The organism is Trueperaceae bacterium (assembly GCA_031581195.1).
Taxonomy (GTDB): Bacteria; Deinococcota; Deinococci; order Deinococcales; family Trueperaceae; genus SLSQ01.
The window spans coordinates 16,248-30,079 of record JAVLCF010000013.1 but is presented as its reverse complement, the minus strand read 5'-3'; the positions used below and the strand labels follow the sequence as shown (position 1 = coordinate 30,079).

General features: G+C 73.3%; 10 protein-coding genes and 2 tRNA genes. 4 read left to right on the top strand and 8 right to left on the bottom strand.

Going from position 1 to position 13,832, the window contains the following annotated elements:
* On the top strand, positions 1-533 hold a 533-nt coding region (locus RI554_02360), incomplete at its 5' end, for an electron transfer flavoprotein subunit alpha/FixB family protein (protein MDR9390852.1).
* A 7-nt stretch (positions 534-540) separates the two neighbouring features.
* On the opposite strand, the gene RI554_02355 is transcribed toward RI554_02360, so the two are convergent.
* From RI554_02355 to ileS, 3 genes are all read right to left on the bottom strand, one after another.
* Positions 541-1,722 (bottom strand): phosphoglycerate kinase, encoded by a 1,182-nt coding sequence (locus RI554_02355; protein ID MDR9390851.1) that lies wholly within the window; start codon positions 1,720-1,722, stop codon positions 541-543.
* A 76-nt stretch (positions 1,723-1,798) separates the two neighbouring features.
* A complete protein-coding gene (gene gap, locus RI554_02350) occupies positions 1,799-2,785 on the bottom strand; it encodes a type I glyceraldehyde-3-phosphate dehydrogenase (GenBank protein ID MDR9390850.1) in 987 nt (328 codons plus the stop codon).
* A gap of 49 nt (positions 2,786-2,834) precedes the next feature.
* Positions 2,835-6,308: an isoleucine--tRNA ligase gene (gene ileS, locus RI554_02345; protein ID MDR9390849.1), complete on the bottom strand. Its 3,474-nt coding sequence runs from the start codon at positions 6,306-6,308 to the stop codon at positions 2,835-2,837.
* Between the two features lie 993 nt (positions 6,309-7,301).
* Here ileS and rho point away from each other — a divergent pair.
* The 3 genes from rho (at position 7,302) to RI554_02330 (ending at position 10,262) form a co-directional block, all read left to right on the top strand.
* Positions 7,302-8,549 (top strand): transcription termination factor Rho, encoded by a 1,248-nt coding sequence (rho, locus tag RI554_02340; protein MDR9390848.1) that lies wholly within the window; start codon positions 7,302-7,304, stop codon positions 8,547-8,549.
* A gap of 104 nt (positions 8,550-8,653) precedes the next feature.
* The gene (locus RI554_02335; GenBank protein MDR9390847.1) at positions 8,654-9,103 is read left to right on the top strand and encodes an RrF2 family transcriptional regulator; all 450 of its coding nucleotides are present in this window, start codon (positions 8,654-8,656) and stop codon (positions 9,101-9,103) included.
* Positions 9,104-9,107: 4 nt separating this feature from the next.
* Entirely contained in the window at positions 9,108-10,262 is a 1,155-nt protein-coding gene (locus tag RI554_02330) for a cysteine desulfurase family protein (protein MDR9390846.1), read from the top strand.
* 7 nt (positions 10,263-10,269) lie between these two features.
* Here RI554_02330 and clpX read toward each other — a convergent pair whose 3' ends face one another.
* The 5 genes from clpX to RI554_02305 all read right to left on the bottom strand — a co-directional run bounded on the left by clpX (position 10,270) and on the right by RI554_02305 (position 13,793).
* A complete protein-coding gene (gene clpX, locus RI554_02325) occupies positions 10,270-11,508 on the bottom strand; it encodes an ATP-dependent Clp protease ATP-binding subunit ClpX (GenBank protein MDR9390845.1) in 1,239 nt (412 codons plus the stop codon).
* A gap of 1 nt (position 11,509) precedes the next feature.
* Positions 11,510-12,127, bottom strand: a complete 618-nt coding sequence (locus RI554_02320) for an ATP-dependent Clp protease proteolytic subunit (protein MDR9390844.1) — start codon at positions 12,125-12,127, stop codon at positions 11,510-11,512.
* A gap of 50 nt (positions 12,128-12,177) precedes the next feature.
* Positions 12,178-13,491, bottom strand: coding sequence for a trigger factor (gene tig / locus RI554_02315; GenBank protein ID MDR9390843.1), 1,314 nt, complete (start codon positions 13,489-13,491; stop codon positions 12,178-12,180).
* A gap of 75 nt (positions 13,492-13,566) precedes the next feature.
* A tRNA-Leu gene (locus tag RI554_02310) sits at positions 13,567-13,651 on the bottom strand.
* Between the two features lie 66 nt (positions 13,652-13,717).
* Positions 13,718-13,793 (bottom strand) — tRNA-His (locus RI554_02305).
* Positions 13,794-13,832: the final 39 nt, after the last annotated feature.

Here is a 13,832-nt window from a genome sequence, read left to right as displayed (position 1 = left end):
CCGCCCACCCGGTCGTCGTGACCACGAAGGTCGGCGGCTTCGCGCCGGCCGAGCCGGCCGCCACGCCCGGCGGCGTCGAGGACCTGGCGGTGCCCGGCGACCCCGCCGACGCCGGCGTCACCGTGGAGCGCACCGACGGGGAGGCGGGCGACCGCGCGGCGCTGGAGGAGGCCCCCGTCGTCGTGACCGGCGGCCGGGGTCTCGGGGGACCGGAGGCGTTCGACGCGTTCGTCGTTCCGCTCGCCGACGCCCTCCAGGGGGCGGTCGGCGCGACCCGCGCCGCGGTGGACGCCGGCTGGCGTCCCTACGCCGAACAGATCGGCCAGACGGGGAAGACGGTCGCCCCCGACGTCTACCTGTCGCTCGGGGTGTCCGGCGCCGTGCAGCACCTCTCCGGCATGAACCGGAGCCGGACGGTGGTGGCGATCGACCACGATCCCGACGCCCCGATCTTCGCGCACTGCGACGTGGGCGTCGTCGCCGACGCCCACGCCTTCGCGCCCCTGTTGCTGGCCGCCCTGGCGGGCGACTGACCGCCGGTCAGGGGCGCCGCAGCACCTCGACGCCGGGCAGCGGCTCCCCCTCGAGGAACTGCAGCGACGCGCCGCCGCCGGTGCTGACGTGATCGATGGCGTTCGCCACGCCGACGGCGTTCACGGCGGCGACCGAGTCGCCGCCCCCGACGACGGTGAAGGCGTCGAGGTCGGCGACGACCTGCGCGATCTCGCGCGTCGCGGTGTCGAACGGCGGGACCTCGAACACGCCCAGCGGCCCGTTCCAGAACACCGTGCGGCTGCCGGCGAGCGCGTCGCGCCACGCGCGGATCGCGTCGGGGCCTGCGTCGAGGCCCTTGAGGCCGGCGGGGATCCGATCGGAGGGATGCACGGAGACGTCGACGTCGGGCGCGACGTCGGCGGCGCAGCGCGAATCGACGGGCAGGTGCAGGGTCGTGCCCTGCGTCTCGGCGCGGGCCAGCAGGTCGCGGGCGACGTCGAACGCGTCCACCTCGACGAGGCTGTCGCCGACCTCCCCGCCGCGGGCGGCGAGGAAGGTGTACGCCATCGCGCCACCGACGAACAACCGGTCGACGCGCGGCAGGAGGCGTTCGATGACGCCGATCTTGTCGCTGACCTTGGCGCCCCCCAGGATCACCGAGAACGGCGTGTCCGGCGCGTCGGTCAGGCGGCTCAGGACCGCCAGTTCGCGTTCCACGAGACGCCCGACGGCGCCCGGTAGGAGCTGCGCCACGCCGTGCGTCGAGGCGTGCGCCCGGTGCGCCGCCCCGAACGCGTCGTCGACGTAGACGCTGGCGTACTCCGCGAAGATCCGCGCGAGGTCCGCATCGTTCTTCGTTTCGCGGGCGTCGAAGCGGGTGTTCTCCAGCAGCGTCACGGACCCGTCGGGAGCCGCGGCGACGAACGCGCGTTGCGCGTCGCTGCCCGGGCCGTCGGTCGGCGCGTAGCGCACCTCGCGCCCCAAGCGCGCTGCGAGGGCGTCGGCGACCGGCGCCATGCGGGCGTCGTCGCTGGGGCCCTTGGGGCGCCCCAGGTGACTGGCCAGCACCAACGTCGCGCCGCCGTCCAGCAGGTGCCGGAGGGTGGGCAGGGCCGCCTCGATGCGGGTGGCGTCGGTGACGACGCCGTCCCGGAGCGGCACGTTGAAGTCGACGCGCACGAAGACGCGCGCGCCGCGCACGTCGAGATCGTCGAGCGTGGGGATCATGGGGACCTCCTCGCGTCGCGCCGCGCGCCCCGCGAGGGGGCGCCCGGCGCGACGGCGGGAACGGGGGCGGGGAGCCTCAGCCGGCCATCCGCTCGAGCACGTCGACCATGCGGCTGCTGTAGCCCCACTCGTTGTCGTACCAGACGAAGAACTTCGCCATGCGCCCCTGCACCTTCGTGAGCTCCGCATCGTAGATGCCGGAGTGCGGGTCGCCCTGGATGTCGGCCAGCACCAGCGGCGCCTCGGCGTAGCGGACGATGCCGCGAAGCGGACCGTCCGCGGCGCGCTTCACCGCCCCGTTGACCTCGTCGACGCTCGCGTCGCGCTTCAGGAGCGCCGTGACGTCGCTGATCGAGCCGGTCGGGGTGGGGACGCGCAGGGCGGCGCCGTCGAAGATCCCCTCGAACTGCGGCAGCACCTTCGCGACCGCGACGGCGGCGCCGGTCGAGGTCGGGATGATGTTCGTCGCGGCGTTCCGGGCGCGCCGCAGGTCCTTGTGCGGCCCGTCGAGCAGCATCTGGTCGTTCGTGTAGCTGTGGATGGTCGACATCATCGCCTGCTCCACCCCGAACGTCTCGTCGATCACCTTCATGACCGGCGCCAAGCTGTTCGTCGTGCAGCTGGCGTTGGAGACGATCCGGTGCTGGCTGGGGTCGAACGCCTCGTCGTTCACGCCCAACATCACGTCGAAATCCGCGTCGGGCGACGGCGCGCTGATCAACACGTGCGACGCGCCGGCGTCGAGGTGCTTCGCCGCCTGCGCCCGCTTGCGGAACAGGCCGGTCGACTCGACGACGACGTCGACCCCGAGCTCCGCCCAGGGGAGCTCCGCGGGGTCCTTGAGGGCGGTGGCGCGCACGCGGCGCCCGTCGACGATCAGGTGTTCGTCGTCGTGCGTCACGTCCCCGTCGAAGCGACCGTAGTTCGAGTCGTTCGCCAGCAGGTGCGCCAACGTGGCGTTGTCCGTCAGGTCGTTGACCAGGGCGACCTCCAGGCCGCGCGCGTGCGCGATCCGGAAGATCTGCCGACCGATGCGACCGAACCCGTTGATACCGATCTTCATGCGTTGCCTCCTAGGATCCGAGGCGCCGCGCGGGCGCCCCTCCAGCGCGTCAGTCTAGCCCGGACGTCGCGGCGCCCCCCGGGGCGCGGCGCACGCCGACCCGCAGCGCGGCGCCCTCGCCGTCGAGGTCGGCGTCCTCGACGTGCGGCCAGGTGGCGACCGCGTCGTCCGCCCCGCGCGTCAGGGCGAGCGCCAGGACCTCCTCCGCGACGACGTCGCCGTGCGCCTCCAGCGCGGCGACCACGTCGGGGTCCTCGCTCGCCCAGACGACCTCGATGCGGTCGGCGACGTCGAAGCCCGCGTTCTTGCGGGCGTTCTGCACCACCCGGATCGCGTCGCGCGCCAGGCCCTCGCGGCGGAGGTCCGGCGTGACGTTCACGTCCAACGCCGCGAGGTAGCCGCGGTCCTCGACCGCGGCGTACCCCTCGGGACTCCGCGCGTCGAGCAGGACGGCGTCCGGCTCCAGTGCGATCGTGTCGCCGTCCACCTCGACGTGCAGCGTCTCGCCCGCCCCGACGGCGGCGGCGACCGCGCGGCCGTCCATCGCCGCGAGGGCGCGGGCGACGGCGGGGATCCGCGGGCCGAGCCGGCGGCCCAGGAGCGGCAGGTTCGGCTTCACGTCGTAATCGACGAAGGCGTCGGTGGGGGCCAGGTAACGCACGGCCTTCACGTTCAGCTCGTCGCGGAGGGCCGCCTCGAACCGCCGCAGCCCCGCGAGGGCCGCGTCGTCGGGGGCGCGGAGCAGGACCTCCGGCAGCGGTTGGCGGGTCTTCACGCCGCTCTGCGCGCGCGCGGCCCGACCGACCTCCACCGCCCGCACGAACGCCGCCATGTCCGCCAGGAGGTCCGCGTCGATGCGGGCGGGGTCCGCCTCCGGCCAGTCCGCCAGGTGCACCGACGCCGCCGCGTCGGGGTCGCGGGAGACGACCAGGTTGCGGTACATCGTCTCGGCGAGGAACGGCGTGAACGGGGCCAACAGCCGCGCGAGGGTCGTGAGCGTCTCGTACAGCGCGGCGTAGGCGCTGGCCTGGTCGGTCGCGTCGCGCGACTTCCAGAAGCGCTTGCGGTTGCGGCGCACGTACCCGTTCGACAGGTCGTCCACCACGAAGTCGCGGAGGGGGCGCGCCGCGCCGGTCGCGTCGAACGCCTCGAGCCGCTCCGTGACGGTCTGCACCAGGTCGTGCAGCCGCGCGACGAGCCACCGGTCGGCGTCGGGGCGCTCGACGTCGGGGGGGGCGGCGTCGAGGTCGGGCGCATCGAGGTTCGCGTACATCACGAAGAAGGCGTAGACGTTCCACAGGGTCATCCCGAAGTCGCGGTGGGACGCCTCCACCAGGTGGGCGGAGAAGCGTTTCGTGGCCTCGGGGGGGCTGGCGGTGAACAGGTACCAGCGCAGGGCGTCGGCCCCCTGCGCGTCGAGGACCGTCCAAGGGTCGACGACGTTGCCCTTCGACTTCGACATCTTCTCGCCGTTCTCGTCGACGATGTGCCCCAACGAGATCGCGGCCTTGAAGGCGCTCGTGCTGGGGGCGAGGTCGGCGAGCGGCCCCGCGGGCCGCGCGCCGTCGCCCGGGTCGGTGAGCAGCGTCGCGAGGGCGTGCAGGCTGTAGAACCAGCCGCGGGTCTGGTCGATCGCTTCGCAGATGTAGTCGGCGGGGAACGTCCGCTCGAACGCCGCGCGGTCCTCCGGCGCCGAGGCGTCGCCCAGGTAGTGGCGTTGCGCGTACGGCATGGCGCCCGACTCGAACCACACGTCGACCGTGTACGGCACCCGCCGGTACGTCGCGCCGTCCTTCTCGAACGTCACGTCGTCGACGTACGGGCGGTGCAGGTCGAGGTCGGACAGGTCCCGGCCCGACAACGCCTCGAGCTCCGCGACGGAGCCGACGCAGATGCGGTCGCCGCCGTCCTCGCGTTCCCACACCGGCAGCGGGCAGCCCCAGTACCGTTCGCGGCTGACGGCCCAATCGACGTTGTTCTCCAACCACTTCCCGAACCGACCGGTCCGGATCGCGTCCGGCACCCACGTGATCGCGTCGTTGTTCCGCAGGAGCGCCTCCTTCACGGCGGTCGTGCGGATGTACCAGGATTTCTTCGCGACGTTCATGAGGGGCGTGCCGTCGCGCCAGTTGAACGGGTAGGCGTGCCGCAGGGTGGTGGCGTGGTACATCGCGCCGCGCGCCAGGAGGGCGTCGGCGATGGCGGCGTCGGCGTCCTTGAACCAGGTCCCCGCCCACGGGCCCGGCGCGTCGGCGGGGGCGTCGGGCAGCGTCACCTCGGGCAGGACCTCGCCGCTCAACGACACGCTGAACACCGTCGCGAGGCCGTGCGTCCGGCCGACCTCCAGGTCGCCGTACGCCGGCGCGACGTGCACGATCCCCGTCCCGTCCTCGAGGCTGACGGCGTCGTCCAGCACCACCCGCCGGGCGACGTCCTCCGCGGGGCCGCCACCCTCCGCGCGGCCGCGCAGGACCGGGGCGTACGTCGCGCCGTCGAGGGCGTGCCCGGGGAAGGTGGCGAGCACCTCGTACGGGTCGCCCTCGAAGACGTCCTCGACGCGGTCGCGAGCGACGACGAAGGCGACGTCGCGCCCGCCGGAGCCCCTCCGCGCGGGCGCGGCGACGAGGGCGTACGTCGCGTCGCCCTTCACGAGCAGGCCGGTGTTCGCGCCCAGCGTCCAGGGGGTCGTCGTCCAGGCCAGGAAGCGGACGGGGAGGTCGACGTCGCCGGGCACCACGCCCCGCGCGACGAGGTCCGCGGCGTCGGTCTCGAAGGCGGGGTAGACGCTGGGGTCCTCGACGTCCTCGCGGTAGCCGAGGGACACCTCGTGGCTGGCGAGGGTGGTGTGGCTGCTGGGGCTGTGCCAGGTCGTCTTGTAGTCCTCGACGAGCAGGCCCCGCGTCCAGAGTTCCTTGAGGACCCACCAGTTCGATTCGATGTAGCTCCGGTCGTACGTGACGTACGGGTCGTCGAGGTCCACCCAGTAGCCGATGCGTTCGGTCAGGGCGTTCCAGTCCTGGATGTTCTCGAAGACGTAGTCGCGGCACAGGGCGTTGAACGCCTCGATGCCGTACGCCTCGACGTCCGCCTTCGAGGTGAAGCCGAGGCGTTGCTCGATGGCGATCTCGACGGGGAGGCCGTGCGTGTCCCACCCGCCCTTGCGTTCGACGTGGTGGCCCTGCATCGTCTTGAAGCGCGGGAACAGGTCCTTGTAGATGCGGCTGATGACGTGGTGGACGCCCGGCTTCCCGTTCGCGGTGGGGGGCCCTTCGTAGACCACCCATTCGCCCCGTGGGGCGGGCTTGGCGAGCGAGGCGGCGAACACGTCGTGCCGCTTCCAGAACGCCGCGACGTCCGCCTCGAGGGCGGGTGCGTCCGGGGTCGCGGGGACCGGCGCGAACGGCGCGCCGTCGCCGCCCGTCGCGACGCCGGACGGGCGTTCGGTGCTCGGGGCGTCGTCGCGCGGAGCGTCGTCGCGCGGCGCGTCGTCACGCGGAGCGTCGGGTCGGGGGTCGTCCTGCATGAGGCCTCCCGCCGCGTGCGGGCCGAAACGCGACGTCCCGACGCGGCTCGCGTCGGGACGCTCCGTGGAGCGCGGTACCACCCGAACGTCGCCGGCCCCCTACGGGCGCGGCCTCGCGGTCGCTCGGCCGGGACCGAGGACCTGGCGCGGTGTCGGGCGCCACCCGGCTCCGTCTACTGCCCCGGGGGTGGGGGTTCGGGGAGCGGCTCGGGGAGGATGCGGTGCGGGGGCGAGGTCCCGGGCTCGCACCGTCCCCGGGTCGCTGGGTCCTCGGAGACCCCTCCGCGCGGTCCCGTCGTCGCCATCGCCCCGCACCTTGCGTCACCGACGCGGCGGAGCGTATACTGCACGCTAGCAGCCGGTCCGAGACCCGTCAACACGCCGCTGCGCCCACCCACAACCGAGCGAACGTCGTGCGTGCCGCGCAAGCACGTCCCTCGCCGGACGGGGTCGGTCGCCGCCGCACGTCCGGCCGAGCCTCGGGGGCGTCGCCCCCTCCCCGGCACGCCCACCGGGTCGACGCCCGCCCGGGCGTCCGCCCCACCCCTCGGCGCGGTCCCGCGCCCCCAGGAGCCCAGCATGAGCCCACGCAGCAAGAAGACCGAGCCCGACGCCGACACGGCGGCCGACCCCCAGGACGGCGTCCCCGCGACGGGCGACGGCGGCGCGGCGTCCGACGACGGCGCCGCGACGCCCACGAAGAAACGGACGACGAAGAAGGCCGCCCCCAAGGCGAAGGCGGCCCCGAAGAAGAAGGCGCCCGCCGACGACGACGACGCGAACGACGGTCCGTCCGACGCGGAGCGACCCGCGGACGACGCCGCGCACGAACCCCAAGGCGGGGGGAACGACGCCCCGGAGGCCGGCGGGGACGCCGACGGGGAGACCGACGCGGGCTCCGAGGGCGGCGACGGCCGCGGTGGCGAGAAGCGCGGCAAGCGGCGCGGCCGCCGCTCCCGCGGGGGTGGGGGCGGGGGCGGCAACGCACCGAAGGTGACGTTCCGCGACCTGCAGGCCAAGATCCTTCCCGAGCTGCACCTGATGGCGAAGGAGGTCGGGCTCGAGGCGTACCGCGACATGGAGAAGGACGACCTCGTGCTCGCGGTGCTCGAGCGGTACGCGGAGACCGAGGGCCTGAAGCTCGTGCAGGGCTACCTCGAGATCTCCAGCGACGGCTACGGCTTCCTGCAGGCGTCGATGCTGCAGTCCGGAAGCCGGAAGGTCATCGTCTCCGCCGGCCTCATCAAGCAGTTCAAGCTCCGCACCGGCGACTGGGTGCTCGGCAAGGCGCGCGCGCCGCGCAACAACGAACGCTACGGAAGCCTCGTGCGGGTCGAGGCGGTCAACGGCGTCGATCCGTTCCAGGCGTCGAAGCGCCCCCGCTTCGACGACCTGGTCCCGACCTTCCCCGAGCAGCGCATCGCGCTCGAAACGACGCCCGACGCGTTGTCGTCGCGCGTCATCGACCTGCTCGCGCCCATCGGGCGGGGGCAGCGCGGGTTGATCGTCGCTCCGCCCAAGGCGGGGAAGACGACGCTCCTCAAGGCGATCGCGCACAGCGTCGCGGTGAACGAGCCGGACGTGACGTTGATCGTGCTGCTCGTCGACGAGCGCCCCGAGGAGGTCACCGACTTCCGCGAGTCGGTCGAGGGCGTGGAGGTGGTCGCCTCGACGTTCGACGAGCCGCCGGCGAACCACATCCGCGTCGCGGAGTTCGTCCACGAACGCTCCCGCCGCATCGTCGAGGACGGCGGGCACGTGATGATCCTGCTGGACTCCATCACCCGCCTGGCGCGCGCGAACAACCTCGTGACGCCGCCCACCGGCCGGACGTTGTCCGGCGGTCTCGACAGCAGCGCGCTGCACTGGCCGAAACGCTTCCTCGGGGCGGCCCGCAACATCCGCGGGGGCGGCAGCCTGTCGATCCTCGCGACCGCGCTCGTCGAGACCGGTTCGCGCATGGACGACGTGATCTTCGAGGAGTTCAAGGGGACGGGCAACATGGAGCTGCACCTCGCGCGCCGCCTCGAGGAACGCCGCATCTTCCCGGCGATCGACATCCTCAAGTCCGGGACGCGCCGCGAGGACCTGCTCCTCGACGAGGCGGTCCTCGCCAAGATGTGGTTGCTCCGCAAGGTCATCAGCGACATGGATCCCGCCGAAGCGATGGAGATGCTGTTGTCGCGCCTCTCGCGGACCGACACGAACGAGGCGTTCCTCGCGACCCTCGGACAGGGCTGAGGGGACCCAGGGTGGGGCCCGGGACGGAGCTCCGGGCCCGGTCCGGCGGTCGGGGACGTTCGTCACGGTTTGCCGTGCGGGCCTCGGCGCGGTACCCTACGCCCATGTGGGTATCCACGAAGGCGCAGTACGGCATGCGGGCCCTGATCGAGATCGGGCTCGGGGGCGAGCGTCCGACCAGCCTCAAGCGCGTCGCGGAGAGGGAGGGGCTGTCGCACCAGTACCTCGAGCAGATCTTCGCGGTCCTGCGCCGCGGCGGCCTCGTGGAAAGCGTCCGCGGGGCGCACGGCGGGTATCGCCTCGCGCGCCGGCCCGACGCCATCACCGCCCTCGAGGTCGTCGAGCGGCTCGAAGGCTCCGTCGCCCCCGTCAGTTGCGTCGAGGACGAGGACTCCTGCAGCCGGACCGGGGCGTGCGGGACCGAGCCGTTGTGGCGCGAGGTGGACGCCGCCGTCCGCCGCGTGCTGGGCGGAACGACCCTCGCCGACCTGATGAAGGAACGCGACCTGATCTCCCTCGAGGCGCCGCCCGAAGCGGTGAGCCTCGGCGCCTGACGCCCTGACCCGCCACTACCTCGATCACGCCGCCACGACGCCCCTCGCGCCCGAGGTGCGCGACGCCATGCTGCCGTGGCTGGACGCCGTGCCCGCCAACCCCAGCAGCGTCCACCGCAGCGGACAACGCGCACGCGCCGCCGTCGAGACGGCGCGCGAGGCCGTCGCCGCCGCCCTCGGGGGCGCCCCCGGCGAGATCGTCTTCACGTCCGGCGCGACCGAAGCGGACGCCCTCGCGCTGCAGGGCACCCTCGACGCGCGCGCCGACGACCGGGGGGGCGCGATGGTCGTGTCCGCCGCGGAGCACGACGCGGTCCGGCAGGCGGCGTGGCGCGAAGCGGCGCGCGGCCGCCCGCTCGTGTGGCTGCCGCCCGGCCCGCACGGCGCCCCCACCCCGGACGTCCTCGAGGCGCACCTCGCGCGCCTCGAGGGGCCCGCCGCCCTGGTGGCGGTGATGCATACGAACAACGAGACCGGGGCGGTCGCCGACGTGCCCGCCCTCGCCGCCGTCGCGCACGCGCACGGGGCGGCGTTCCTGTGCGACGCGGTGCAGGCGTTCGGCGCGACGCCGCTCGACGTCGGCGCGCTCGGGGCGGACCTCGTCGCGGTCTCCGCCCACAAGCTCGGCGGCCCGCAGGGCGTCGGGGCCCTCTGGGTCCGCGACGGCCACCCCCTCACGCCGCAGGCGGTCGGCGGCGGGCAGGAGCGCGGCCGTCGGGCCGGCACGCACGCCGTCGCCCCGATCGTGGGGTTCGGCGTCGCGGCGCACGCCGCGGCGCGCGACGCCGCCGCGCGGGGCGCGCACTACGCCGCGCTTCGCGACCGTTTGGAGGCCGCCGTGACGGCGCTCCCGGGCGTCGCGCGCAACGGCGGCGAACGGCGCGGACCGAAGCACCTGAACGTCCGCGTCGAGGACGTCGACGGCGACGCGCTCCGCATCGCGCTCGACGGGGCGGGCGTGGAGGTGAGCGCCGGCTCCGCCTGCAGCGCCGGGAGCCTCGAACCCAGCCACGTGCTCCTCGCGATGGGGCTGCCGCGCGCGGCGGCGAAGGCCAGCCTCCGCTTCAGCGTCGGCGAAGGGCTGGACGCCGCGGCGATCGACGACGCCGCCGCCCGCGTCGCGGGGGTCGTGACGCGCCTCCGCGCCGCGCCGTTCTAGGGGCGACTCAGGCGGTCTTGCGGCGTTCGGCGCGCGCCCACAGGCGGCTCGGGTCCTCGACGTCCTCGGGTTCGACGTGCAACGCGTCGACGTCGGAACCGGGGATCTCGTACATCGCGTCCGACAGGGTGCGCTCCAGGACGCTGCGCAACGCCCGCGCGCCGGTCCCGCGGTCGAGGGCGCGGACGGCGATCTCGCGCAGGGCGGCGTCGGCGAACGTCAACGTCACGCCGCTGAGGCGGAAGAGCGCCTGGTACTGCCCGACGAGGGCCCCCTCGGGCCGCGTCAGGACGTCGACGAGCGCGTCGACGCTCAACGGGGCGAGGCGGACGGTGACGGGGAGGCGCCCGATGAGTTCGGGGATGAGGCCGAACCGGACGAGGTCCTCGGGAACGACCTCCGCGTCGCGCACCTGCGCCTCGTTGGGGGGGTCGAACCCGACGCGGCTGACGTCCACGCGGGCGCGGACGATGTCCTCGAGGCCCTCGAACGCGCCGCCGGCGAGGAACAGGATGTGGCTCGTGTCGACCGGCACCAACTCCTGGTGCGGGTGTTTGCGGCCCCCCTGCGGCGGGACGTGCGCGACGGTGCCCTCGATGAGCTTGAGCAGCGCCTGCTGGACGCCCTCGCCGGACACGTCGCGGGTGATGCTGGTCCCCTCGGACTTGCGGCCGACCTTGTCGATTTCGTCGATGTAGACGATGCCGCGTTCGGCGGCGGCGACGTCGTACTCCGCGACCTGCAACAGGCGCAGGACGACGTTCTCGACGTCGTCCCCGACGTACCCCGCTTCGGTGAGGGTGGTGGCGTCGGCGATGGCGAACGGCACCTGGAGTTTGTCGGCCAGCGTCTGCGCCAGCAACGTCTTGCCGGTGCCGGAGGGACCGACCATGAGGATGTTCGATTTGCGGAGGTTCGCATCGGGGTGGTGCAGGCGCAGGTAGTGGTTGTGCACCGCGACGGACAGCGTCCGTTTGGCGTCCTCCTGCTCGACGACCCACCGGTCGAGGTGCGCCTTCAGGTCGCGCGGCGTCGGGGTCGCCAGCGGCGCCGGCGCCGCTGCCGGCGGCGTGCTCGTGGGCGCGTCGGCGTCCCCGAGCCGTTCGGTGCCGGCGAGGATCGCGTCGATCCGCCCGACGCACTCGTCGCAGATGTGGCTGTGGCCGTCCTCGGCGGCGACGAGGCGCGCGACCTCGCCGTGACCGCGTCCGCAGAACCCGCAGCGGGGGTGGGCGTCGTCGCTCACGTCAGGACGCGTCCTCGCCGTCGAAGCGGGTCGTGGCGTGCGGCTCCACGAGGCGGTCGATGAGGCCGTAGCGGCGCGCCGCTTCGGGCGACATGAAGTTGTCGCGCTCCATGTCGGCGCGAAGCTTGTCGCGCGGGTGGCCGGTGTGCCGCTCGTAGATCTCCTCCATGATGCCGCGGATCTCGGCGTACTCGCGGGCCTGCACCTCCAGGTCGGGGAGGCTGGCGCGGGGGAAGCCGGCGCTGCCGGCGTGGATCATGATGCGGCTGTGCGGCAGCGCCACCCGGTGTCCGGGTTCGCCGGCGGCGAGGATCACCGACGCCATCGACATCGCCACCCCGACGCAGTTCGTGTGGACCGGCGCGGAGATGTACTGCATGACGTCGTAGATCGCCAGGCCGGCGTACACCTCCCCGCCGGGGCTGTTGATGAAGACGTTGATGGGTTGCTCCGAGGATTGCGATTCGAGCAGCAGCATCTGCGCGACGATCACGTTCGCGACCTCGGCGTCGACGGGCGAGCCGAGGAAGATGATCCGCTCCTTGAGGAGCCGGCTGTAGACGTCGTAGGTGCGTTCCCCACGACCGGTCTGTTCGATGACGTACGGCACGAGCGGCATGGCGCAACGGTACCAGAGCCCGCCGGCGCCCTCCGCCGCGCCCGATGCGCTCAGCCGGCGTCGGCGCCGTCGCCGCCCTCCCCGTCGCCCGCGTCCGGCGTCGCTTCGCCGGCGAGCTCCGCGACGGTGGCGCGCAGCGCCTTGTCGCGCCGCAACAGGAACCGGTAGTTCTCCAGGCCCTCCGCGCCGTACGCCTCGCGGACCTGCGCTTCGCTCTTGCCTTCGCGCGCCGCCAGGTGCTTCACGGCGTCGGCGAACTCCGCGTCGTCGACGTCGGCGGGCCGGAGCTCCAACAGCCGCTCGAGGACCAGGTCGCGCTTCACGGCGCGCTCCGCGCTCTCCTGCAGTTCGCGTTCGAATTCCTCGCGTTTGCCGTCCGCCTCGAGCTTCGCGAGGTACGCGTCCATCTCCATGCCCTGCTGCCGCAGGTCGCGCGCGAGGCCGTCGAGGAGGCTGCCCTTGCGGCGGTTCACGAGGTACTCCGGCAGCTCGACCTCCGTGCCCGCCATGAGCTTCTCGACGAGTTCCTCCCGGCGCGCCTCGTCGAGGCGTTCCTTCGCCTGCGCTTCGAGGCTCGAGCGGATCGCGTCCAGGACGCCGTCCCACGACTCGAACCCGAGCGTGGAGGCGAAGGTGTCGTCGGGCTCGGGCCGTTCCTTGGCTTTGACGTCGGCGACGCGGACCGTCGTCGTCGCGGCGCGCGCCTCCTCCTCGCCCTCGTGCACGTGGGGCGCCTCCAGCTCGAGCTCGACGACGTCGTCGATGCTCGCACCGATCAGTTGCTGCGCCAGGGGCTCGTTGACGGTCTCGAGATCGATCGGCATGGCGCTGCCGTCGCGCGGTTCGCCGTCGTCGCCGACCGTCTCGATCGTGAGGACGTCGGTCGCTTCCGCGGGCCGCTCGACCGGGACTTGGGTGGCGTGCTCGCGTTGCAGGTTCTCGACGGTCTCCTGGACCTGCGCGTCCCCGACCGCGTCGCCTTCGGCGTCGAGGGTGAGGGTCGCCAGGTCGGGGAGGACGACCTCGGGGTAGAGGTCGACGTGCAGTTCGTACGTGAACGCCTCCCCGCGCGTCGGGGCGTCGCCGTGCGCGTGCGCGTGTACCGCGTCGAGCTCGTGCTCGCGAATGGCGTTCGGGTAGCTCTCCTCGACGATGCGGTCGCGGACCTCCTCGGCGACGGCGTCGGCACCGACGCGCGATTCGATCACGCCGCGCGGCGCCTTGCCGGGCCGGAAGCCGGGGACCCGCACCTGGCGGGCGTAGGCGTCGACGACGGCGTCGAACGCCGCATCGACGGCGTCGGCGTCGACGGTGATTTCGAGGGTGGCGCGGACCGTGCCGGCGTCCTTGAGGGTCGATTCCATGGTGGTGTCCCTTTCGCGGCCGCGGGGCGGCGGGGGGTCAAAACACATCGGCAAGCCGGGGCTTGCCGATGCTCGTGGTGCGAGGAGCGGGGCTCGAACCCGCACGGACTAAGCCACTAGATCCTAAATCTAGCGCGTCTACCAATTCCGCCATCCTCGCGCGCGCCGCGCACCCCTGGAGGGGGAACGGCGCCGCTCGGGGACCGAGCGGCCCGCTCGCGACGTGTGGGGTGGGTGATGGGATTTGAACCCACGGCCCCCGGAACCACAATCCGGTGCTCTAACCCCTGAGCTACACCCACCGCGCAGGCACCCGGGATTGTAGCAGACCCACGCGGCCG

Coding starts and splice junctions, on each gene's coding strand:
- RI554_02355 (MDR9390851.1), bottom strand. CDS start 1,722: ATGATCCCCACGCTCGACGATCTCGACGTGCGCGGCGCGCGCGTCTTC.
- RI554_02320 (MDR9390844.1), bottom strand. CDS start 12,127: ATGCCGCTCGTGCCGTACGTCATCGAACAGACCGGTCGTGGGGAACGC.
- ileS (MDR9390849.1), bottom strand. CDS start 6,308: ATGCAGGACGACCCCCGACCCGACGCTCCGCGTGACGACGCGCCGCGC.
- RI554_02335 (MDR9390847.1), top strand. CDS start 8,654: ATGTGGGTATCCACGAAGGCGCAGTACGGCATGCGGGCCCTGATCGAG.
- tig (MDR9390843.1), bottom strand. CDS start 13,491: ATGGAATCGACCCTCAAGGACGCCGGCACGGTCCGCGCCACCCTCGAA.
- gap (MDR9390850.1), bottom strand. CDS start 2,785: ATGAAGATCGGTATCAACGGGTTCGGTCGCATCGGTCGGCAGATCTTC.